The following is a 23,094-nucleotide window of genomic DNA, read 5'->3' as shown; positions in this document are numbered from 1 at the left end:
CAGCATCAATTCTCGTCTTCCCCTAATCTTCGGCCATCTGCGAAACGCAGTGCGCACCGACACCGGTCGACGCGCGTAGTCCGCAACGAGCGGCATCACGCCATCATCATCATGAACTCCGCAATATCGGCATTCGACCTCGCCCGCATCCAGTTCGCGTTCACCGTTTCCTTCCACATTGTTTTTCCGGCGCTGAGCATCGGCCTCGCGAGTTTCATCGCGGTGCTCGAATGGCGCTGGCTCAAGACCGGCAAGGCGTACTACAAAGACCTGTGCCTGTTCTGGTCGAAGATCTTCGCCGTTGCGTTCGGCATGGGCGTGGTCTCCGGTGTCGTAATGAGTTACCAGTTCGGCACCAACTGGTCGGGATTCTCCAGTTTCGCCGGGCCTGTCACCGGGCCGCTTCTGATGTACGAGGTCATGACCGCGTTCTTTCTCGAAGCGGGCTTTCTGGGCATCATGCTATTCGGCTGGCAGCGCGTGAGCCCGCGCGCTCACTTCGGCGCCACGCTGATGGTGGCCATCGGCACGCTGATCTCCACCTTCTGGATTCTCGCGTCGAATAGCTGGATGCAAACGCCGCAAGGCTTCGAAGTGGTGAACGGCCAGGTCGTGCCGCTCGACTGGTTCAAGATCATCTTCAACCCGTCGTTCCCCTACCGGCTTGCGCATATGGCGCTTGCGGCGTTCATCGTCGCGGGGCTCGTCGTCGCAGCGGTGGGCGCGTGGCATCTGCTGCGCGGACGGCGCGATCCGGCCGTCAAGAAGATGTTCTCCATGGCACTCTGGCTGCTGCTCATCCTCACGCCGATCCAGGCGTTCGTCGGCGATCAGCATGGCCTGAACACGCGCGAATATCAGCCGGCCAAGATCGCGGCCATCGAAGGTCTGTGGGAAACGGAGAAAGGCGGCACTGCGCTGAACCTGTTCGGCATTCCCGACATGCAGGCGCAAACCACGCGCTACGCGGTGTCGATTCCCCACCTCGGCAGCCTGATCCTCACGCATAGTTGGGACGGCGAAATTCGCGGCCTGAAAGAATTCCCGCCTGAGGACCGGCCGAATTCGACGGTGGTGTTCTGGAGCTTTCGCATCATGGTGGGCCTCGGCATGCTGATGATCGCGATGTCGGTCGCCGCATGGCTGTTGCGCCGCCGCGGCCGCCTGTACGAATCGAAGTGGTTCCACCGCTTTGCCGTGGCCATGGCGCCGAGCGGCTTCCTCTCGCTGCTAGCGGGCTGGGTCACCACCGAAGCCGGCCGCCAGCCGTGGGTCGTGTACGGCGTGATGCGCACCTCGCAGGCTGTGTCGCCGCTCACCGCACAGCAGGTCGGCATTTCGCTCATGGCGTTCGTGGTCGTCTACTGCCTCGTGTTCGGCACCGGCATCTACTACATGCTCAAGCTGATGGGCACCGGTCCGACCCTGCCTGGTCAGACGCCGCACGGCGTGCCGGAGCACACGCCGAATCAGACCGCGCGCCGCCCTTTCTCCGCCGCCGATCAGATGATCGACGCCGCCTAACCCACGCAGCTTGCGAGTAACCAAATGGACGTCACCGTAGTGTGGGCCGCGATCATCGCCCTGGGCCTTTTCATGTATGTCGTGCTGGACGGCTTCGACCTCGGCATAGGCATCGTCTTTCCATTTTTCCCCGACGAGAAAGAACGCGATCTGATGATGAACACCGTCGCGCCCGTCTGGGACGGCAACGAGACGTGGCTCGTGCTCGGCGGCGCCGCGCTCTTCGCCGTGTTCCCGATGGTGTATTCGACGGTGCTCTCGGCACTTTATCTGCCGCTCATCTTCATGCTGGTGTTCCTGATCTTTCGTGGCGTGTCGTTCGAGATTCGCGCGAAGGCGAACCGCACGAGACACCTGTGGGACCTCGCTTTTATCGGCGGCTCGGCGGGCGCCGCGTTTTTCCAGGGCGTCGCGCTGGGCGCGTTTTTGCAGGGCATTCCGGTGGTGGACGGTGCCTACGCAGGCGACGCCTTCGGCTGGCTCACGCCGTTCAGCCTGCTGACGGGACTCGGGCTCGTCGTCACCTATGCGTTGCTGGGCTGCTGCTGGCTGGTCGCAAAGACCGAAGGCGATCTGCAGCGCCGCCTGCATCGTGTGGTCTGGCCGCTGACGGTCGTGCTGCTCGGCTTCATCGCGACGGTGAGCCTGTGGACGCCGCTGCAGGACCCGAACATCGCGCAGCGCTGGTTCGACGACGGCCTCTTCTACCGGCTGCTGCCGGTGCCGTTCCTGGTTGCCGCGTGCGCGTTCTTCATGCGCCGCGCGGTGCGCGAGCGGCATCACAACACCCCATTCGCGCTCGCGCTGCTGCTCGTGCTGCTCGGTTATGCGGGCTTGCTGGTGAGCCTGTGGCCGTATGCGATTCCGTCGAGCGTCACGCTGTGGGAAGCGGCCGCGCCGCGCTCGAGCCAGACTTTCACGCTGGTTGGCGCGGTGGTGATTCTGCCGATCATCATCGCCTATACGACGATGGGTTACTGGGTATTTCGCGGGAAGGTGCGTCATGGCGACCAACATCACTATCACTAAGTCCGCGCGCAAGCTGCCGGGCTGGCTCTGGTTCATTGCGCTGTGGTGCTTCGGCGTGGGTTCCGCCATGTCGCTCGGTTACGCCTTCAAGCTTCTGATGAATGCGACGCTTTTTGCGGTGAAATAACGGCCCGGCGCACGCGCGTCCGGGCGGCTCGATCCGCCTCGCATAACCTTCTGCATCCGCTGCCGCGCCGCTTAAAAAACGGCGCGCGCGGCTCGTCTACGTAGCAAGCCGGGGCCGATGCGCGAGAGAGACCAGCCAGCACAGTACAAACAAAAAAGCGTGGCGCCGGCGATGCCACAAGCAGAGAATGACGGCGCGGCGAACCGCAAGGCCCGCCGCGCCAACCGATCGGCTTACGATCACGGGGTAGCCGGCAATGATGCGATTCACGACAATAGAAGTAAAACGGGACCTGGCAACGGCGGTAGTCCACAACACGCAAGCTCGACTCGTGGAGACATCATGAAGTTTCTTGTGGCGGACGACCACGAATTGATCCGGCAAGGCGTCAAGGGCATGCTGCGCGGGCTCGACCCCGACGCCCTGTTCGACGAAGCCGACACGTGGGAAACCCTCGCCGCGGCCGCGCGGCCCGACGCGGATCACGATCTCGCGATCGTCGATCTGCATATGCCGGGCATGAGCGGCGCGTCGTCGCTGGAAATGCTTTTGAAGGCCAATCCCGCGTTGCCGGTGGTCGTGCTCTCGGCGGAAGAATCGCCCGAAGAAATGCGCGCCGTGCTGGCCGCGGGCGCGCTCGGCTTCGTGCCGAAGCGGCAGCCCGCGAGCGTCATGCTCAAGGCAATCGAACTCGTGCTGTCGGGCGGCGCCTACGTGCCGATGGAAGCGCTGAGCCTGCTTGGCTCGCGCGAGGCCCGATCCCCCGACGCAAGCGCCGAGCGCGTGAACGCGGCGCCCACCCCGCAGGCCACGGCGAGCTCGGCCGCACAAGACACAGCGACGCTCCCCGAACCCGGGGCGCCAGGCCAGGCGTTGCAGCCGCATCAGCAGCATCTGCTGGAAAATCTGTCGCCCCGTCAACAGGACATCATGCGGCTCGTGCATCGTGGCTGGACCAACAAGATGATCGCGCGCGAACTGGGCGTCGCCGAGGGCACGGTCAAGGTGCATCTGTCGGTGATCTTTCGGGCGCTCGGCGTGCACAACCGCTCGACAGCCATCGCAGTGGTCAACGGCTGGCTCGAAGCGGGGAAAACGTTGTAGGCGTTCACGGCGTGGAAGCCGCCCGCCCTTTGTCCAGTTCCGCCTGCTGCCACAGGATGTCGAGTGTGCGCCGCAAGCGCGCCGCCGTGACCGGCTTGTGCAACACCGGAATGCCTTGCAACGCAAGAGCCGTCAGTTCCGCCGACGCCATATCGCCGGTAATCAGCAGCGTCACGATGTTCTCGTGCCCGGCGCGCGCGAGCATGTTGCGCACGGCCGTTAGCGCCTGCGCTCCGGTCCGGTGATTGGCCAACTGGTAATCGCAAAGCACCGCGTCGGGCACAAAGCCGTCTTCGAGCGCGGCCAACGCGGCGGCTTCGTCGCGCGCGCCGCGCACGATGCAGCCCCAGCGGCCGAGCAGGCTTGTCAGACCTTCGAGAATCGACGGTTCGTCGTCGATGCACAGCACGCGCCGTCCCTGGGCCGCCTGACCGGCCGCGGCCGCCTCGTTCAGATTCGCGACGACGCCGCCCGGATCGCCCGCGTGCACTGGAAAGCGAAACACCGAGCCCCGCCCCGGCGCAGAGCGCAACTGCAACTCGCCGCCGAGCATGCCGACAAGGCGCTTCACCGTCGGCAGGCCGAGGCCGTGCCCCTGGCGGGCATCGCGCTGCGGGTTCGCGACCTGATAGAACTCTTCGAATATGCGTTCGTGCTCTTCCGGCGCAATGCCGATGCCCGAATCGCGCACTTCGATATAGCCGCCCGCGGCTCGCCCCGCGCGCCGGAAGCCGAGCCAGATAGCGCCCTCTTCGGTATAGCGCACCGCATTCGAGAGCAGATTGCTCAGCACGCGTTCGAGCAGCACCGGATCGTCGTAGACCACCATCGAGGTCGGCGCAATGCGCAGCGCGAGCCCCTTCGCCGCCGCCTGCGGACGATACTGGCTACCCACCCGCTCGAACAGTTCCGAGAGCCGGAAATGCAGGCGGATCACCTGCGTCACGCCGCTTTCCAGCCGTGCGAGATCGAGCACCTGGTTGAACAGCTGATTCAGCGCCTCGACGTTATGGACAATGTGCTCGGCGGTCTTCGCATGCTGCGGGGGCGTCGCCGCCGGGTCGTTGAGCGACGCCGCGAGCAGTCCGATTGCGTGCAATGGCTGGCGCAAATCGTGGCTCGCCGCCGCGAAAAAGCGCGTTTTCGCGAGACTCGCCTCTTCCGCGACATGCTTTTGCACCGCGAGCGACTCCGCGAGGTACTGCTGGTCCACTCGTGCCTGCACCACCTGCTGGAACAGCTTGCGGTAGCTGAGCGCATAGACGTTGATCGCGCAAAAGAAAAACGCGAGCACGATTGCAAGAATCGTGCGGTCGAACGTATGCATGCCGAAATGCAGCACGATCGACGGAAACAGCAGAAACGGAATCGCAGTGGCGAAATTAAGCAGATCGAAGCCGTTGGACATGAACACGCCGGCTGCGAGCGTGACGAGCATCACCGTGTGCAGCAGCGGCAAGTCGCTCTGCGGACTCTGGAACGCGAACCAGATGGCAAGGCCGGGCGCGCTGTAGAGCAGCACACCGCGCACCGCATGCAGGTTGATCCAGCCGCGCGGCGAGAGCAGATGCGCGTAGCGCCGGTTGCAGATCCATAGCGCAAGGCCCGCACAGTTGGCCGCCGCATAAAAGCCGAAGCAGGCAATGAAGAGCGGCGGCGACGGGATTGCCGGCCAATAAAGCGCCACCAGTACCGCAATCGAAAACCAGTGCGTGAAGAAAGCGATCGGATCTTGCGCGTAGAGCACGCGCACCAGGTCTTCGTCGATTGCATGCTGGATCGGGACAGCCCGCATCGCGCGGTCTCCTTGTCGGGCAGGGCAAATTCGGTGACGGGGCGCGAAAGCCCGGCGCTCGCGCGAAGCGCGGCGAGGCATGGTGCGCAGGAGCTTGCTCGGTCTTACTGAAACGCAATGGCGGCAATGCAGCGGCGCGCTGCAACCGCTTTTCTCATCAGACGAATGACCGGTGTGCTGCCGGATGGTTTACCCGGCAGTTTACCCATCGGCTAACACTTAATCCATATAGGCGAAGTCGTTGCGTAAGACCATACTGCTTTCACCAACACGGCGCGGCCGCAATCTTCCCGTTATCCGCTTTTCGCCTGCACTCAGGGCTCGCCGCGCTTTTCGCGTTACGTCGCGTTACCGTCGCCTTACCCTAATGGAGGCTTTCATGGGCGCAGTTCCGAGCCACGAGTTCGTCCGCAATCTCGACGACGCGATCCTGCCCGATCTGTGGCGCCGCCGCACACAGTTGTCCGCGGACGAAATGGTGTCGATGGTCGAACTCGTCAAGCGGGCATTGCGCACGTACCATCCGCTCGAATTGCAGGCGCTCGGCGAGGACAAGGAAGAGCTGGTCGCACAGTTCATTTATTGCAAGGTACTGCGTCTTGCGCCGGGTCATACCGCAACGCATGCGTGCGCCGACAGCGCGCCTTCGAACGGCTATGCACTGTGCGCGTATTTTCGCCGCTATCTGATCGACTGCCTGCGCAGCGCCGGCCATCAACGCAACGTGTCGATGGAAACCGAAGGCATGGCGCAGGAAATCGATCTGCACGCCCAGGCATTGGAAGACCCCGTACAAAGCGTGCTGCTGCAACACGGGCTCGACGAACAACGGGTGCGGCTTGCGGCGCGTGCTTTTATCGAAAGTCTCGACGAGCCCGAACGGATCGTGCTCGCCGGCAGCCTCGGCTGGTGCTCGGAAGGCAAAGGCGGACTGTCGGCGGTTGCGGCTCAGCATCGGGTGCCCTCCTATCACTATCGCGCCGTCAAACTCGGCGTCACCATGAAAAAGACGGCCACTGCCGACGATTTTTCCAATACGAAGATCGGTCGCTGGCTCACGGACGTACTCGGCATCGAGATCGACATCGACAATCGCAGTGCGATTCTGCTCGCGCTGAACCTGCTCGCTGCCGAGTCGAACGATAGCGAAATGAATGAAGCGGCCGCGTAACACCGCATGACAAGGCTTGGGCTCGGCTATTCACGCCAACAACGCGATCACGCCGCGAGGCGCATCGCAACGAAGCGCCTTTTTTTGTGCTCACGCACCGGCTACGATACAAAAGCCGCGGCAGGGCGCCGTCTTCCTTCCGACGCCCGGTCCCTTCCCTGCATCGATTCCTGACGAGGTGGTCGCCTATGAACCGCTTATCGAGCGCCGTGACGGCGATGAAATCGCACTATGAAGTGGTGGTGATCGGTTCGGGTTATGGCGGCGCCATCGCCGCAAGCCGCATGGCGCGCGCGGGCCGCAGCGTGTGCCTGCTCGAACGCGGGCGCGAGTTCATGGCGGGCGAATATCCGCGTACACCGTTCCAGGGCGCCGCGCAGATCCAGTACAACACGCCTGCCGCGCAAATCGGCTCGCCGCTCGCGCTGCTCGAAGTGCATGTGAACGACGACGTAAACGCAGTGGTGGGCTGCGGCCTTGGCGGCACTTCGCTGATCAACGCGAACGTCGCGTTGAAAATCGATCCACGCCTGTGGGACGACACGCGCTGGCCCGCCGCGTTGCGCGGCGATCAGGCTGGGCGCGACACGGGTTATCAGCGCGCATGGGATATGTTGCAGCCATCGCCGGTTCCAGGTCGTTTCCGCGAACTGCCGAAACTGCTGGCGCTTGCCAAGTCCGCAGAGGCACTCGGCATGGCCGATCGCTTCAGCACGCCGCCCGTGACCGTGACTTTCGAAGACCGCACGAACGCGGCCGGCGTCGCCCAGAAAGCCTGCACCGGATGCGGCGACTGCAACTCGGGTTGCAACTACGACGCGAAAAATTCGACGCATATGAACTATCTGCCCGACGCAGTCGCGCACGGCGCGCAGATATTCACCGGCACAGCCGTCCATTCGGTGACCCGCAATACCGATACGCAGAAATGGCAAGTGGGCTATCAACTCGTGCGCCTCGGGCGTGAAAGCTACGACGCGCCTGACCTTTTCGTGAGCGCGGACGTCGTGATCGTGTCGGCGGGAACGATTGGCTCGACTGCGTTGCTGCTGCGCTCGCGCAATGAAGGCCTGAGCGTCTCGGGCATGCTCGGCCAGCGTTTCACCGGCAATGGCGACGTGCTGGCCTTCGCCTACAACACCGACGACACGATCAACGGCGTCGGCTGGGGCGCGCATCGCGAAGGCGAGATTCCGCCCGTAGGGCCGACCATTACGGGGTTGATCGATCATCGCAATACGGCGGACGTGAAAGACGGCTTCGTAATCGAAGAAGGCTCGCTCGCGGGGCCGGTGGGCGCCGCGCTCGTCGGCATGCTCGGTGCCGCTGCGCCGCTTTCGGGCGTAGACGTTGCGGGCCCGCGCCCGGTCGAGCAGCAACTGGCTTACGATGCACGCGTTGTCGAAGGCGTCCTGCACGGTCCGTATCGCGGCGCGCTCAATCACACGCAGAGCTACCTCGTGATGGCGCACGACGACGAAAGCGGCCAGATCAGTGTCAATGACAAGGGCCGGCCGCGCATTGCATGGGAAAACGCCGGCAAACAGGCCATTTACGAAACCGTCGAAGAGACGCTGAAGAATGCGACGGCGCCGCTAGGCGGCAAGTACCTGCGCGATCCGATTTCGAACGACATCTTCGGCAACCGCACCGTGACCGTGCATCCGCTCGGCGGCTGCGCAATGGGCGAGCACGCCGAACAGGGTGTGGTCGATCATATGGGCCGCGTGTTCAGCGGCATGTCCGGCGCAGATGTGCACGACGGCCTCTACGTCATGGACGGCGCGGTCATGCCGATGTCGCTCGGCGTCAATCCGCTGTGGACCATCTCCGCGCTCGCGGAGCGCAACTGCGCGCTGCTCGCGGCGTCGCGAGGCTGGAGCATCGACTACGATTCCAGCGGCACCGCCGCCGCGCCGCCCGTGCAAAAAATCGGCCTGCGCTTCACCGAAACGATGGTCGGTCACTACACGCCGGCCGGCGCGAGCGAGGAGGCAGCGAGCCCGATGGCGTTCACGCTGACCGTCGAGTCCGATGACCTCGACGCAATGCTTCGGGATCCCAACCATATGGCGCGTACCGCCGGCACACTGACCTGCATCGCACTGTCCGCGCAGCCGATGACGATCACCGAGGGCACCTTCAACCTGTTCGTTGCCGACCCGCAGGATGTCGACGAGCGCAACATGAACTACCGCATGACGCTCAATACGGTGGAAGGCAAAACCTACTATCTGAGCGGGCAGAAGATCATCACGCGCACGTCTCCGCTCGAGTTGTGGGAGCAGACCAACACGCTCTATGCGCAGGTGTTCGAAGCGCCGGAAACCGACGCGCCGCCGCTTGGCAACGCCACGCTGATCATCACGCCGGAAAATTTCCTGAAACAGCAGCGCACGCTCGAAGTGACCAACACGCCGGACCTGAAAACCCGCCTCGAATGGACCCTCAAGTTCGGCAAGTTCTTCGCGGGCGTGCTGTTCAGCGAATACGGCGGCGTGGCCGCGCCTTTGCAGTACCACGACCCCGACGCGCCGCCGCGTCTGAAGCGCGCATTGCGGGCGCCCGCGCCGCAAGTGTTCTTCTTCGACACGCCTGACGGCACGCGGCTGCGGCTCACACGCTTTGTCGATCCGGCGCGCAAGAACGCGCGCCCAGTGTTACTGATTCACGGCTCCGGCGTATCGAGTCGCATCTATTCGACGGATCTGATCGGCACCAATCTCGTCGAATATCTGTGCGCCGCGGGTTACGACGTATGGCTCGTCGATCTGCGCGTGAGCATCGAAATGCCGAGCGTGCTCGTGCCGACCAACGTCGACAAGGTCGCGCTAGAGGACATTCCCGCAGCCGTCGCGAAAATTCGCGAGGTGACCGGCGCGGCCGCCATCCAGGCGCTTGGCCACTGCATGGGCGGGCTCGCGTTGAGCATGTCGCTGATGGCGGGTCTGCAAGGGGTGCGCTCAGCGGTGATCTCCCAGGTCGCCGCGCACCCGGTGCCGGGCACCCTTGGCCGCATCAAGGCAGGGCTGCACATTCCCGACATCATGCAGCACCTCGGCGTGACCGATCTCACCGCCTATACCAAAGACGAACGCTGGCCGCACAATCTGTTCGACGAAGCGCTGCGCCTTTACCCCGTCGATCACGACGAAGGCTGCGGCAATCCCATCTGCCATCGCGCAACATTCATGTACGGGCTGCTCTACGAACACGCGCAGGTCAACGAGACGCTTCATTCCAACTTGCAGGAATTGCTTGGCGTGCACGACGTCGGCGTGTTCAGGCATCTGGCGGCAATGGTGCGCGCGGGCAAGGTCGTCGACGCAGAAGGAAACGATGTCTATCTGCGTGGAGCGCGCGGCATGAGGGGCCTGACAGGCATGCGTATTCCGATTGGCTTCATCCACGGCGAGTACAACGCAACGTATGTGCCGAAGAGCACCGCGCTAACCTATGAGATGCTTGCCGACGCCTTTCCCGAGCAACCTTACGAGCGCTACCTGATTCCGGGCTATGGACACATCGACTGCATTTTCGGCAAGAACGCTGCGCTCGACGTGTATCCGACTATCGCGAGCTATCTGAACGCGCACTGAGCTGTCCGCGCATTAGCGTGAATGCGCAGCAGCATGCATGCGCCGTTTAGAACAGCTTGCCGGGATTCAGAATGCCGTGCGGATCGAGCGCATGCTTGATTGCAGCCATCGCGGCCAGTTCCGTGGGCGAGCGTGAGATTGGCAGGAACTCGCGCTTGAGCAGACCAATACCATGTTCGGCCGACACCGAGCCGTGCAGCGGCCCGAGCATTTCATACACGAACGCGTACACGGCATGATGATCGACACCTGGAATCGAGTGACCGTCCACCGTGACATGCAGATTCGAGTCGCCGATATGGCCGAAAAAATACGACTCATTGCCGGGCCAGCGTTCCTTCAACGCTGCGCGGCAACGCTCGACAAAGTCGCCGATCACGCTGATCGGCAGACTCACGTCGAAGTTGATCGCGTCGAGCCGCACCGGAAATTCGGCCGTGCATTCGCGAATCGCCCATAACGCACGTGCGTCCGCCATCGACTGCGCGATCACCGCGTCACGTATCGCGCCTTCGTCTAGCGCCTCGGTCAGCGCGGCGGCAAAGCGTTCGCCGTGGTCGCCAGCATCGAAGCTCGCATGTTCGATCAGCGCGTAAAGCGGCTGCGCACCGCTGAACGGCGAACGCGTGCCCGTCAGCTTGACGCCGAAATCGTAGAAGTCCGGCCACATGATTTCGAATGCGCCGATGTCGTTGCCAAAGCGCGTCGACAGGCGGCGCAGCAGATTCACGGCGGCGTCGTAGCCATTGAGCGCGACGAGTGCCGTATGGCGCGCGGCGCGTTGCGGATGAAGCCGCAACACCGCACGCGTGATGATGCCAAGCGTGCCTTCGGAACCGATGAACCAGTGCTTCAGGTCGTAGCCGGTGTTGTTCTTCACCATCTTGCCAAGCGAGCTGAGCACGTCGCCGTTGGCGAGCACGACTTCGAGCCCCAGCACCTGGTCGCGCGCGGTGCCCGACTGGATCACGCGATTGCCGCCCGCATTGGTCGCGAGATTGCCGCCGATCTGACATGAGCCGCGCGCGCCCAGATCGAGCGCGAGTTCGAAGCCCGCTTGCGCTGCGGCTTCCTGCGCGGTTTGCAAAGTGGTGCCTGCGCGCACGGTAAGCGTGGCCGAAGCCGCATCGAGTTCCTCGACGCCGGTCAGCCGTTCGAGCGACAACGCAATGTCGTTCGCGCGCGCAATCGCGCCGCCTGCGAGCCCGGTCATGCCGCCTTGCGGCACCACCGGCTGATAGGCCGCGTGGCAGATTGCCAGTGCGCGCGCGACTTCCTCCGTGCTGCGCGGCAGCAGCAAGGCTGCCGGGCGTGTGGGAGCGTGGCGCGTCCAGTCGGTCATCGCGCGTTCGCCAATCTGTTCGCCGACGCGCACCGCATCGGCGCCGAGCTCCGCGCGCAGCGCGTCGAGCGTGGCGGAAAGCGGCGCGGTGCACGGCTGTGCGTTCGCGTCGTGGTGCGCGATGGGGTCTTGGGTCATGCAATATTCCTTGCTGTGCTTACGTGGTTGGGGCGGCGTGCTTCTTTCGATAGCCCATCGAATCGTTGATGCGGCCGAGAATATAGTCGCCTGCCGCCACTGGCTGATACTTCAGATCTTCGGCACTGGCGCCGAGATCGCGGGGGTCGACCGTCGCGCCGTAGGTCGGATCGTAGAAGGTCGCGATCGAATAACGTTCCCGCCCGGACGCATTGATCACGCGATGCAGCGTCGAGCGGAAACGGTCATTGGTCCAGCGCGCGAGCAGATCGCCGACGTTCACGACGAAGCTGCCCTCCACGGGCGGCGCGTCGATCCAGGTATCGTTAGCGATTTCGCGCACTTGCAGGCCGCCCACCTGATCCTGCCACAGCAACGTGATACAGCCGTAATCGGTATGCGGCGCGACGCCGAACTGGTCTTCGTCGGACTGAGGCGGTTGCGGCGGATAGTAGACCATTTGCGTGCGCTGCATCCGCTTCGTATAACGCGAGGCGAAAAAATGCTCGTCAACGCCGAGGCTCACAGCCACCGCGCGCAACAGGTCAGCACCGCACGCCCCCACCGCTTCATAGTAGCCGTACAACGCGGGACGCAACTGCGGCATGAAATCCGGCCAGTTGTTCGGTCCACGCAGCGCATGCCCCGCCAGCACGTCCGGATCGTCTTCCGGCAATTCGAGCCCGATGCTGAAAAATTCCTTGTAATCGGGGCGCTTTGCCTGGTACATGGTCGCATCGCCAAGCGCATTGAAACCCCGATGCCGGTGATTCACCGCGGCGCGCCGCTTGGTCTCGACCGGGAACGCAAAGAAGGTGCGCGCGGCTTGCGCGGCCGCGTCGATGACAGCTTGCGGCACCCCGTGATTGACGATGTAGAAGAAGCCAATGGTCGTGCAAGCCTCGCGGATCTGCCGCGCTACGTCATGCAACGCACGCGGGTCGCCTGCGCGAACGCCGGCGAAGTCGATGAGCGGAATACGGGTCACAGGCATCGTGTTGCTCCGGTGAATGCGGCGAGCGGTGAGCGCAAGCGCGAGATCATTGCAGTGGTATATACCGCCAAAAGCGCACTCGCAAGTGAACTCGCGACGCTCCATGTAAGGGCTTTTCTCTACTCGCGCGTTTATTTATTTCGCAGCAAAACTGCGGTATATACTGCCTCGCATGACTCGCGCCGGGCCGATGCTTCGTGCCGCTTGCGCATCACCTGTGCGACCTCGCTTTGCCAACTGGAGAATCTCATGAGCATCCTTGCAGGCTGGAAGTGGCGTTTCCTCATGCTGGCGTTGTGCGCGGCGAGTGTCGGCGCTCATGCGGAAGACCAGCTCGCCAAAGTGAAGAAGACCGGCGAACTGGTGGTCGGCACGGAGATGCAGTTCGCGCCTTTCGACTTCCTCGAAAACGGTCAGCAAGCGGGTTTCAACAAGGAGCTGTTCGCCGAAGTCGGCAAGGAACTGGGCGTGAAAGTGCGCTTCATCGACCTGCCCTGGCCGAGCGTACTGCCCGGCCTCGAAGCGGGCAAGTTCGACATGGTGGGCGGCCCGCTCACGGTCACGAAAGCGCGCATGGAGCGCTATACATACACGCTGCCCGTTGCGGATGCCACGGACGCGCTGCTCAAACGCGCGAACGATACGGCGCTCAAACAATCGTCGGACATTGCAGGCAAGACCGTTGGCGCGGGCAAGGGCTCGGCGCAGCTCGATCAGTTGAAGGCATACGTGGCCACCTTGCCGAAGCCGCCTGAAATCCGCGAATACGTCGACAACAATCAGGCCTATGCCGACCTCGCCGCGGGCCGCATTGCGGCTGTCGCGAACTCCATGACCAACATTGCGTACGTGGCCAAGCAGCGCCCGGAAACATTCGCCGTGGTGCAACCGCCGTTCGGCGCGAAAGTGTACTTTGCGTACTGCCTGCGCAAGGACGCGGACAGCAAGCCGCTTGCCGACGCCTTCAATGCGGCGCTCGTGAAAATGCACAACGACGGACGCCTCGCCGCGTTGCAAAAGAAGTGGTTCGGCGTCGCGATGGATGCGCCCACCACCATGCCTACGCCGAACTATTGACGCGCGCGGCACGCACGCTAGGCGCATATTGACAGCACATTCGCGAGGGCGACGCTCATGTTCAGCACGACCGTCTTCGTTCAGGGCATGCCACTGCTGCTGCATGCTGCGCTCGCCACCATCGGCGTTTCGCTGACGGGCCTCTTCATTGGCTTTTTCGTGGCCGTGGGCGTATGTGCGGCGAGGCTGTCGCGCAATCGCGCGGCACGCCGGTTCGGCGGTGCCTACGTGTTCTTCTTTCGCGGCGTGCCGATGCTGGTGCAACTGCTGCTCGTGTACTACCTGTTGCCGTTCGTGGGCATCAACGTGCCACCGCTCGTCGCCGCGATCAGCGCCGTGTCGCTGTGCTCCGCCTCCTATATCGCCGAAATTCTGCGCGGCGGTTTTCTCAGCATTCCGCCCGGTCACATCGAGGCCGCGCGCATGCTCGGCCTGTCGCCGTTCGACACGCTGCGGCGCATTCTCGTGCCGCAGGCGTTCCGTCTGACGTTGCCATCGCTCGTCAACGAAATGGTGCTGCTCATCAAGGCTTCTTCTCTGATTTCGGTGGTGGGTGTCGCTGAATTGACCCGCACCGCGCAGAACATTGCGGCCAGCACGTATAGACCGCTTGAAGCATATGTCGCCGCCGGGCTCATTTACTTCGTGATCTGCGGCGCGCTCGCACTCGTCGCGCATGCCGCCGAACATCGCCTGAAGCACGCCTGACCGACCCGGAGCCACGCGATGCAACAGTTCGATCCCACCGTCATCACGCACAATCTTCAGCCGATTGCAGCGGGCCTTGCGACGACGCTCGGCACCTGGGCCGCGGGCGTCGCCATCGGCATGCTGATCGGCTTCGTCATTGCGGTGCAGCAGCTCTTTTGCGGACGCTGGGTACGCGCGCTGTTGCGGCTGCATATCGAGCTTTTTCGCGGCACGCCGTTTCTCGTGCAACTGTTTCTGCTTTACTACGGCGGCCCGTCGTTCGGCCTCACGCTCGAGCCCATGACAGCGGGTGTACTCGGCCTCGGCCTTTATGGCAGCGCGTATTTCGCCGAAGCCTTTCGCTCCGGCTTTCAGTCGGTGCCGCCGGGCCATCTCGAAGCGGCCTCGTGTCTGGGCTTGACGCGCACACAAGCAGTGCTGCGCATCCAGATGCCGCAAATGCTGGTGCTGATCGTGCCGGCGCTCACCAACCTCATCATCGTGCTGAGCAAGGAAACCGCGGTGCTTTCCATCGTCACCGTGCCGGAGCTGACTTTCGTGCTCACCGGCATCGGCTCGGCGACCTTTGCCTTCGTCGAGACGCTGCTCATGCTCTGTGTGTGCTATCTCGCGCTGGTCGAACTGACTTCGCGCGCGGGCATGTGGGCCGAGGCCCGAATCGCCCGTTTCATGGCATAAAGGAGCTGAACCCCATCATGAATGCCATTGCCGACATGCCCTCTTCCGCGTCCACCGTTGCCGACGCGCAGCGCTTTGCGCCTTTGATCGAAGTGCACGATCTGCGCAAGCGCTTCGGTGACGTGGAAGTGCTGCGCGGCGTCGATTTGCAGATTGCGCGCTCGGAAGTGGTGTGCATCATCGGTCCATCGGGCTCGGGAAAAAGCACGCTGCTGCGCTGCCTTGCTGCGCTCGAAACGTACGATCACGGCGACGTGCGCATAGAAGGCGAACTGCTCGGCTATACCGAGCGCAGCGGCCGCCGCGTGCGTGCGTCGCAGGCGGACATCAACCGTGTGCGGCGCAACGTCGGCATGGTGTTTCAGCAATTCAACCTGTGGCCGCATATGACGGCGCTCGGCAACGTAATGGAAGCGCTGCTGCGCGTGCGGCGTCTGTCGCACGACGAAGCGCGCGGCCGTGCGAACAGAATGCTGGAAACCGTGGGCCTCTCGCACAAGGGCGATGCTTATCCGGCGAAGCTCTCCGGCGGGCAGCAGCAGCGCGTGGCGATCGCGCGAGCGCTCGCCATGGAGCCGCACATCATGTTGTTCGACGAGCCCACGTCCGCGCTTGATCCGGAACTGGTCGGCGAAGTGCTGCAAGTAATGAAGCAGCTCGCTCGCGACGGCATGACGATGGCCGTCGTCACGCACGAAATGGGCTTCGCCGCGCAGGTCGCGGATAAAGTCGTGTTCATCGACGAAGGACGCATTGCCGTGCAGGGCAAACCGCGCGAGGTCTTTCACGATGCCGGACAGCCGCGCTTGCGGCAATTCCTGCAAAACTATTTCGACCGCAACGCATTCTGGGCGCGCGGCCCCGACGACGCTAACACGCCATGATCGCGCGCATTGCCCTCGCGGCAATGCGCAAACCGTGAAAGGGGCTGCCGATGTCCGCCATGCTTCGCAGCAAGAGTCACCACGCCGAAGGCTTGCCGCCAGCCGACGCCGCCAGGAGCGCAGGCGTCGCGGCCCATGCGCCGGCTGCCCGCTACGAGCAGGTCAAGCATCATATTCGCGGCATTATCGAATCCGGCGCGCGGCGGGCCGGCGAGCGCCTGCCTTCCGAGCTCGATCTGGTCGCGACCTTGGGCGTCTCGCGCATGACCGTCAATCGCGCGTTGCGCGAGCTGGTGCACGAAGGGCTCGTCACGCGCGTATCGGGCGTGGGCACCTTCGTTGCGCAGGCAAGGCCGCAATCCACGCTGCTGATGATCGCGCATATCGGCGACGAAATCCGTTCGCGCGGCCACGAATACAGCTACCGTACCGCGCTTTTGCAACGCGAGACCGCGTCTGTCGTAGTGTCGAATGCGTTAGGGCTTGCGCCTGGTGCTTCGGTCTTTCATGTGATTTGCGTGCATCGGGAAAACGGCCTGCCGGTGCAACTGGAAGACCGCTACGTGAACCCGGCCACCGCGCCGGATTTTCTGCGGCAGGATTTTTCCACGATCAGGCCGTCGGAATACCTGTATGAAACGGTGCCGGCGCACGACGTCGAGCATGTCGTCGACGCGGGACTGCCCACGCGCGCAGAGGCGGAACTGCTCGAGATCCGCGCTGAAGAACCGTGCCTCACGCTGGTACGGCGAACGTGGACGAGCGGCATTGCCGTGACGTTCGCGCGCTTCGTGCATCCGGGTTCGCGCTACCGGCTCGGCTGCCGCTTCTCCCCGGATCTGTCGCAACGGCAAGGCTGACGCAATGCCGCGCTAGCGGCGAGACAACGCCCGGCTGCCCGGCTACACATTCCCCGCCAGATGAAAGCGCGACGCCGGATGCCACAACTGCACAGAGGTAGCGACATCGTCGCCTACCCACGTGCGGCGCCATAGCAGCAGGCAAGGCTCGCCAATTTCCATCGACAGATATCGCCGCACATGCGCATCGGGCTTTTGCGCATAGATGCGAAACTCCGCGCGCTGGATCGGCGCAAGACGCACCATGTAGTGATTCGGTGTCTCGACAGTGAAGTCCTGTTGCAGATACTCGGGAAAGACCTTGGGATTGACGTAGCGGTCCTCGTACTGGATCGGCTCGCCCTCCTCGCTATGGACGATGCACGAATGAAACGCCGGACCGCTGGCGAGACCGAGCGTTTCGAGCGCCTGCGGATCGTCGCTCGGTTCGAGCGTCAGCACGCGCGCCGAATGACGATGACCGCGTGCGGCGATTTCGTCGGCGATATTGCGGATTTCCAGCACCGTGGATTCATAGCGCTGCGGCGCGACGAAGGTGCCCGAGCCCTGCACACGCGTGAGCACCCGTTCGGCTGTCAACTCCCGCAGCGCGCGCGACACGGTCATGCGTGCGACGCCGAACTCCTTGACCAGTTCCATCTCGGAAGGAATCAGCCCGCCCGGCTTCCAGTCACCCTCGCTGATGCGACGGATCACATAACGCTTGATCTGCTCATAAGCGGGCATGGCTTTCGCCGGTGTCTCCCTGCACGCGGCACGCTGCGCAACGTCTGCGCCCGGCGCCGCGGGCTGCGCCGGGTTGTGCCTGTGCTCCTGAGTATCAGTAATGGTGTTCACTCCAACCTCGTGGGTGGTGGGGTGGTCAGGTCGTAGCCGTGGTGCCGCTCGTACGCCGGGGAAAGCGCCAGTGCGCCGGCGGGTAGCCTGCGCTCCAGCCGGTCAGAATCAGGCCACGTGCGCCGCGCCCAGCATGTTGCCGGAGCTGTTCGCGCCGGCCGGAAAAGTGTGCGCAGCAGGCACGCCTACGATCGATGCGCCCGCAACGAACTGCGTGCTCCCGGCTGGCGTCGCGTTGCCCGGTTTCATCTTAACCGGACCCGGCAGTGGCGGCGGCGCCTCGCCGGCAATCATGCGGAACGCGACGCTCATGTCGTCGGCGAGCGGACGGTCGTCGCGATAGGTGGGCACGATCTGGCGCACGCGTTGCCACAACGCTTGCGTGTGCGGCGCGCGCGGCGCGTCGCCCGCTTGCAGATCGTAGGCTTGCGCTGCGGCCAGCAGTTCGATGGCGACAATGCGCCCCGCGTTGTCGACGATCTCCAGCGCCTTGAGTGCGGCGGGCGTGGCGTGGCACAGGTGGTCTTCCTGCAAGCCCGACGTGATGCCGCCATCCAGACTCGCGGGTAGCGCGAGGCGCCGGTTCTGGGCGACCAGCGAGGCCGCCGTGTACTGCGCGATCATGAAGCCGGAGCACGTGCCGCCCGGCTCGGCAAGAAACGCGGGCAAGCCGCTCACGAGCGGATTGACGAGGCGGTCGAGCCGCCGCTCGGCCATCGCCGCGACCTGCGCGATGGCGGTGGCGAGGCTGTCCATCGCAAGCGCAATGGATGCACCCACCGCATGCGCCTGCGAATACACGCGGGGGTCGTCGGGCGTGCCGGCGACGATCGGGTTGTCGGTAATCGACGCCAGTTCTCGGTTCACCACCTCGGCGGTCGCGGCAAGCACGTCGCGCGCGGCGCCGTGCACGTGGGGAATGGTGCGCATGCTGAGCGGGTCTTGCGTGCGCTGGCCGACCACCGCCGCGAGAATGCCGCTGTCGGCGAGCGCGGTGCGCATGCGCTCGCCCACCAGGTTCAGCCCCGGCGAAACCCGCAAGGCAAGCGAGTCTTCGGCGAATGCGGCGAGCTGGCCACGCAGATTCTCGAAGCTCATGGCCGCCACCAGATCGGTCCAGTCCAGCAGCCGCATGCCACGCGCGAGCGCGAGCGCCGCAAGCCCAGTCACGCACGGCGTGCCGTTAATGAGGCTCAGGCCTTCCTTCGCTTCCAGCACGAGCGGCTCGCGGCCGAGCAGAGGCAACGCGTCGCGGCCCTTAAGGCGCTCGCCGCGATAGCGCACATACCCTTCGCCGATGCACACCAGCGCGATATGCGCCATATGGCTCAGATAACCGACCGATCCGAACGCGGGAACTTCGGGCAGGCAATCGGCATTGAGCAAGGCCACGAGTTGATCCGCTACTTCAAGGCGGATACCCGAATGCCCGTGGGCGAAATTGTTGACCGCGGCAGCCATGATCGCGCGCGTCTCGGCAACGCCCAGCGGCGCGCCGACGCCGACGGCGTGGCTCATCAGAATGTTGCGCGACAGCGTGCGCTGCTCGGTTGGCGACACGATCACGTCGCACAACGCGCCCACGCCGGTATTCACGCCGTACGCGCGAATGCCGCGCTCGACAATCTGCTCGACAAGCACGCGCGCCGCCGCAATGCGCGCGCGGGCGTCGGCGGAAAGCTCGAGCGGTTCGCCGGCGGCAACCGCCGCCACCTGTGCCCAGTCGAGCGGACGATCGGAACGGATCACGGCCATGATGGTGCTCTGCGCGGTAAGTGACGTGTTGAGTGAGGTGTTAAGTGACGTGTCAAGCGAGGGATTGGATGCCGCGCGTCACGCGGCGATCTGCCGATGACGCGCCGCTCAGTTCGTCGTGCGGTCGTGGTGGCTCGACACGAATTGCCGGAAGCGCTCGGACTTGCATTCCACGAACACTTCGTCGGGCGTGCCGTCTGCCTCGACCTGCCCTTGATGCAGAAACATCACGCGATTCGACACGTGGCGCGCGAAACCCATTTCATGCGTGACGACCAGCATCGTGCGGCCTTCTTCGGCGAGCGAGCGCATCACGCGCAGCACTTCGCCCACCAGTTCGGGGTCGAGCGCAGAGGTCGGTTCGTCGAACAGCATGACCTTCGGATGCATGGCGAGCGCGCGCGCAATCGCCACGCGCTGTTGCTGGCCGCCCGACAGATGCGCCGGATAGTGGCCGCGCTTGTCCGCAAGACCGACTTTCGCGAGCAACGCCTCGGCCTCTTCCACCGACTCGGCGCGGCTGCGCTTTTGCACGCGCATCGGCCCTTCGATCAGGTTTTCGAGCACCGTCATATGCGACCAGAGATTGAAGTTCTGGAACACCATGCCGAGTTGCGAGCGAACCCGGTCGACCTGGCGGCGGTCGCTCGGTTGCAGCTTGCCGTCGCTGCGGCGTTTCATTTTCAGTTCTTCGCCGGCGAGCGCGACGCAGCCGTCATCAGGCGTCTCCAGCAGGTTCAGGCAGCGCAGGAAGGTGCTCTTGCCCGAGCCGCTCGCTCCAAGAATCGAGATCACGTCGCCTTGATGAGCGTCGAGCGAAATGCCTTTGAGCACGTGATGATCGCCGAACGATTTGTGAATGTTCTTGACCGACAGTGCAACGGGTGCCGTAGCGTTCATGGAATTCTCCAGGTTCATCCGGAATGGCCGGCGCTCAGGGCGCGGCGCGGCGAGCTTCGGTGGTCGCGGACACCGGGCGCCTCGGGGCGACGGGCGGCGGCGCCGCGCGCAGATGCCGCGACAGACGCGTTTCGAGCAAACCGAGCGCGCGCACGATCACGAAGTTCAGGAACAGATAGATCAGCGCGGCGCAGATGAACACTTCCGTCGTGCGATACGTTTGCTGAATGATCTGCTGTGCGACGCCCGTCACCTCCCACACGGTGACGAGACTCGCGAGCGCGGTCGATTTGACCAGCAGCACTGCTTCGGTCGAATACGCGGGCAAACACTGACGCAACGCAATCGGGCCGATCACGCGGCGCAGCAGCGCGAACCCCGAGAGGCCGATCGAATAACCCGCCTCGATCTGGCCAGCGGGAACGGCCATCAGGCCGCCGCGAATGATTTCCGCGGTATAGCCGGCCGTGCACAGCGCAAGCGATAAAACCGCGCACAGATACGGCTCGCGCAGCACCGGCCACAGAAAGCTCTGGCGAATCACGCCGAACTGGCCCATGCCGTAATAGACGAGGAACATCTGGATCAGCAGCGGCGAGCCGCGGAACACCAGAATATAGGCGCGCGCAAAGCGGTTCGGCAGCCAGTGCGGCGACACGCGCATCGTGACGATGACGAGCGAGAGCAGTCCGCCGAGAATCAGCGAGCAGAAAAAAAGGCCCAGCGTGGTCGGCACGGCGGCGAGCAACTGCCTGAGCGTGTCGAGCAGGAAGTCGAAGTCGAAGTTCATGATGCCGTTGCCGTCAGTTGCGCGCGAAGTTGCGCTTGAAGGACCGGCCCACGCGCGCCTCGGCGTGGTTGAAGACCCGGTTCGAGATGCTCGTCATCAGCAGATACAGCGCGCCGCCGACCACGAAGAACGTGAAGTATTGATGCGTGGAGCCCGCAGCCACCTGGCTCGTGCGCAGCAATTCGGCCAGCCCCGTGACCGAGATCAGCGCGGAATCCTTCAGGCTCAACTGCCAGACGTTGCCGATGCCCGGCAACGCGAAGCGCAGCACTTGCGGAATAAGAATGCGGCGCGCCATGGTCAGCGTCGGCATGCCGATGGAACGGGCCGCTTCGAGTTCGCCGCGCGACACGGCGAGCACCGCCGAGCGATACACTTCGGCCTGGTAAGCGCCCGAAATCATGCCGACAGCGAGCGCGCCGATCACGAACGGCGGCACGCCGACGAAGCCCTCGGCGCCGAACCATTGGCCGACCGTGGTGACGAGCGTCGAGCCGCCGAAGTAGAACAGATAGATGACGAGCAGTTCGGGCACGCCGCGAAACACCGTCGTATAGATATCGCCGATCACGCGCAGCGCGCGCAAGCGCGACAGCTTGGCTGCCGCGATGAGCGCGCCGAATACGGCGCCCACCGCGAGCGCGGCCAGCGTGAGCGCGACGGTCATCAACGCCGCGAGCAGCAGTACGCCACCCCAGCCTTCCGGCCCGAAGCCGAGCATCTGTATCAGAGCCATTGCCTACCTCCCGTTCATGACGGCCGATGAAACGGCCGCACGCGCGCGCTTGGCGCCCGCACGTGCCGCGTTAGGGCGAAGTCGCGTGAATCAGGGGGTGACGTCTGTCTTGAACCACTTGGCGGACAGCTTCTTGACCGTGCCGTCGGCAAGCGCCGCGCTGATCGCGGTGTCGAACTTGGCCTTCAGGTCGGCGTCCTGCTTGCGAAACGCGAGACCTTCGCCCGGGCCCCAGATCGGGCCGCCGATCTTCGGGCCGGCCATCACGATGGACGAAGTTTCCTTCTTGTCGATGCTCGCGGCGTAGTAAGTCACGTCGTCGAACGACGCGTCTATGCGGCCGTTCGCCAGATCCAGATCGCGCTCGGGCGAGGTCTTGTAGACGCGAATAGTCGCGATGTCCTTGAAGCCGTCGTTGATGAACTTCGTATAGACGGTGCCGGACTGAATGCCGATCGTCTTGCCTTTCAACTGCTTGCGCAGTGCGTCGACGGTTGGCTGATCGGCTTTAGGGTCGCCCGAGAGTTTGACGACGCCGGCGCCCGGCGCGGCCTTCGGCAGCACTTTGGCGTCCGCGACGGCGAAGGTGGCCGGCGTGGCTGCATAGGGCTTCGAGAACGCAATGATCTTCTCGCGCTCCGGCGTGATCGAGATGGCGTCCATCAGCACGTCGAACTTGCCCGCCTGCAGGCCGGGAATCATGCCGTCCCAGTCTTGCGCGACCAGATTGCATTGCAGCTTGATGCGCTCGCAAAGATTGGCGACGAGTTCAGGTTCGAAGCCGCCCAGTTTGCCGCCGGGCAACGTCAGGTTCCACGGGGCGTAGCCGCCTTCCAGCGCGATCGTCACCGACTTCCAGTCTTTGGCCTGTGCCGGTGCCGCGAAAATCGCCGCGGCGCCGAGCACGGCGCCGATCAATGCTTTTGCTGCCGTGGTGCGTTTCACTTTCACGTCGAAACTCCTTGATTGAGGAAACCGTCGAGCCGAATGTTTAACCGCCGCATAATTTGTATAGACAAGTCTGCATGAGTCAAAAAGGTGCT

At 63.9% G+C, this 23,094-nt stretch carries 20 protein-coding genes; 11 read left to right on the top strand and 9 right to left on the bottom strand.

Annotated elements, in window-relative coordinates:
• Positions 1-111: 111 nt before the first annotated feature.
• From F757_RS0119210 to F757_RS0119195, 4 genes are all read left to right on the top strand, one after another.
• Positions 112-1,524, top strand: coding sequence for a cytochrome ubiquinol oxidase subunit I (locus tag F757_RS0119210; RefSeq protein ID WP_027212812.1), 1,413 nt, complete (start codon positions 112-114; stop codon positions 1,522-1,524).
• Positions 1,525-1,548: 24 nt separating this feature from the next.
• Positions 1,549-2,553, top strand: coding sequence for a cytochrome d ubiquinol oxidase subunit II (gene cydB / locus F757_RS0119205; RefSeq protein WP_027212811.1), 1,005 nt, complete (start codon positions 1,549-1,551; stop codon positions 2,551-2,553).
• Complete coding sequence (locus F757_RS36245; RefSeq protein ID WP_013343120.1) at positions 2,528-2,680, top strand: hypothetical protein; 153 nt, start codon at positions 2,528-2,530, stop codon at positions 2,678-2,680. Before cydB ends, F757_RS36245 begins: the two co-directional genes overlap by 26 nt.
• Positions 2,681-3,022: 342 nt before the next feature.
• Positions 3,023-3,784, top strand: a complete 762-nt coding sequence (locus F757_RS0119195; protein WP_027212810.1) for a response regulator transcription factor — start codon at positions 3,023-3,025, stop codon at positions 3,782-3,784.
• Between the two features lie 4 nt (positions 3,785-3,788).
• Here F757_RS0119195 and F757_RS33870 read toward each other — a convergent pair whose 3' ends face one another.
• Complete coding sequence (locus F757_RS33870; protein ID WP_035467191.1) at positions 3,789-5,579, bottom strand: ATP-binding response regulator; 1,791 nt, start codon at positions 5,577-5,579, stop codon at positions 3,789-3,791.
• Between the two features lie 379 nt (positions 5,580-5,958).
• Here F757_RS33870 and F757_RS0119185 point away from each other — a divergent pair, with 379 nt between their 5' ends.
• The gene (locus F757_RS0119185) at positions 5,959-6,750 is read left to right on the top strand and encodes a hypothetical protein (protein WP_027212809.1); all 792 of its coding nucleotides are present in this window, start codon (positions 5,959-5,961) and stop codon (positions 6,748-6,750) included.
• Between the two features lie 188 nt (positions 6,751-6,938).
• Entirely contained in the window at positions 6,939-10,349 is a 3,411-nt protein-coding gene (locus F757_RS0119180) for an alpha/beta fold hydrolase (RefSeq protein WP_027212808.1), read from the top strand.
• 46 nt (positions 10,350-10,395) lie between these two features.
• Here the strand turns inward: F757_RS0119180 and F757_RS0119175 are convergent, their stop codons facing one another.
• Both F757_RS0119175 and F757_RS0119170 read right to left on the bottom strand, forming a co-directional pair.
• Positions 10,396-11,829: an FAD-binding oxidoreductase gene (locus tag F757_RS0119175; protein ID WP_027212807.1), complete on the bottom strand. Its 1,434-nt coding sequence runs from the start codon at positions 11,827-11,829 to the stop codon at positions 10,396-10,398.
• Between the two features lie 19 nt (positions 11,830-11,848).
• Positions 11,849-12,823, bottom strand: a complete 975-nt coding sequence (locus tag F757_RS0119170; RefSeq protein WP_027212806.1) for an isopenicillin N synthase family dioxygenase — start codon at positions 12,821-12,823, stop codon at positions 11,849-11,851.
• A gap of 249 nt (positions 12,824-13,072) precedes the next feature.
• On the opposite strand from F757_RS0119170, the gene F757_RS0119165 reads away from it, so the two are divergent.
• From F757_RS0119165 to hutC (F757_RS0119145), 5 genes are read left to right on the top strand one after another with little or no spacing between them, the layout of a single operon-like run.
• Complete coding sequence (locus F757_RS0119165; RefSeq protein WP_027212805.1) at positions 13,073-13,900, top strand: transporter substrate-binding domain-containing protein; 828 nt, start codon at positions 13,073-13,075, stop codon at positions 13,898-13,900.
• A 57-nt stretch (positions 13,901-13,957) separates the two neighbouring features.
• A complete protein-coding gene (locus tag F757_RS0119160) occupies positions 13,958-14,608 on the top strand; it encodes an amino acid ABC transporter permease (RefSeq protein ID WP_027212804.1) in 651 nt (216 codons plus the stop codon).
• An 18-nt stretch (positions 14,609-14,626) separates the two neighbouring features.
• Positions 14,627-15,289, top strand: a complete 663-nt coding sequence (locus tag F757_RS0119155) for an amino acid ABC transporter permease (protein WP_027212803.1) — start codon at positions 14,627-14,629, stop codon at positions 15,287-15,289.
• Positions 15,290-15,306: 17 nt separating this feature from the next.
• A complete protein-coding gene (locus tag F757_RS0119150) occupies positions 15,307-16,173 on the top strand; it encodes an amino acid ABC transporter ATP-binding protein (RefSeq protein ID WP_027212802.1) in 867 nt (288 codons plus the stop codon).
• A 50-nt stretch (positions 16,174-16,223) separates the two neighbouring features.
• Positions 16,224-17,033, top strand: coding sequence for a histidine utilization repressor (gene hutC, locus F757_RS0119145; protein WP_027212801.1), 810 nt, complete (start codon positions 16,224-16,226; stop codon positions 17,031-17,033).
• A gap of 42 nt (positions 17,034-17,075) precedes the next feature.
• On the opposite strand, the gene hutC (F757_RS0119140) is transcribed toward hutC (F757_RS0119145), so the two are convergent.
• The 6 genes from hutC (F757_RS0119140) to F757_RS0119115 all read right to left on the bottom strand — a co-directional run bounded on the left by hutC (F757_RS0119140) (position 17,076) and on the right by F757_RS0119115 (position 23,002).
• Positions 17,076-17,759, bottom strand: coding sequence for a histidine utilization repressor (gene hutC, locus F757_RS0119140; RefSeq protein ID WP_027212800.1), 684 nt, complete (start codon positions 17,757-17,759; stop codon positions 17,076-17,078).
• Between the two features lie 219 nt (positions 17,760-17,978).
• Positions 17,979-19,625: an HAL/PAL/TAL family ammonia-lyase gene (locus tag F757_RS0119135; RefSeq protein WP_027212799.1), complete on the bottom strand. Its 1,647-nt coding sequence runs from the start codon at positions 19,623-19,625 to the stop codon at positions 17,979-17,981.
• A gap of 108 nt (positions 19,626-19,733) precedes the next feature.
• Positions 19,734-20,525 (bottom strand): ABC transporter ATP-binding protein, encoded by a 792-nt coding sequence (locus tag F757_RS0119130; RefSeq protein ID WP_027212798.1) that lies wholly within the window; start codon positions 20,523-20,525, stop codon positions 19,734-19,736.
• A 34-nt stretch (positions 20,526-20,559) separates the two neighbouring features.
• Positions 20,560-21,315 (bottom strand): ABC transporter permease, encoded by a 756-nt coding sequence (locus tag F757_RS0119125; protein WP_027212797.1) that lies wholly within the window; start codon positions 21,313-21,315, stop codon positions 20,560-20,562.
• Between the two features lie 13 nt (positions 21,316-21,328).
• Positions 21,329-22,051 carry an ABC transporter permease gene (locus tag F757_RS0119120; protein WP_027212796.1) on the bottom strand — a complete coding sequence of 241 codons (723 nt, stop codon included), beginning with the start codon at positions 22,049-22,051 and terminating at the stop codon, positions 21,329-21,331.
• Between the two features lie 90 nt (positions 22,052-22,141).
• Positions 22,142-23,002: a transporter substrate-binding domain-containing protein gene (locus F757_RS0119115; RefSeq protein WP_027212795.1), complete on the bottom strand. Its 861-nt coding sequence runs from the start codon at positions 23,000-23,002 to the stop codon at positions 22,142-22,144.
• Positions 23,003-23,094: the final 92 nt, after the last annotated feature.

Source organism: Burkholderia sp. WSM2232, assembly GCF_000472545.1.
Classification (GTDB): Bacteria; Pseudomonadota; Gammaproteobacteria; order Burkholderiales; family Burkholderiaceae; genus Paraburkholderia.
This window is presented reverse-complemented; position numbering and strand designations above follow the sequence as displayed.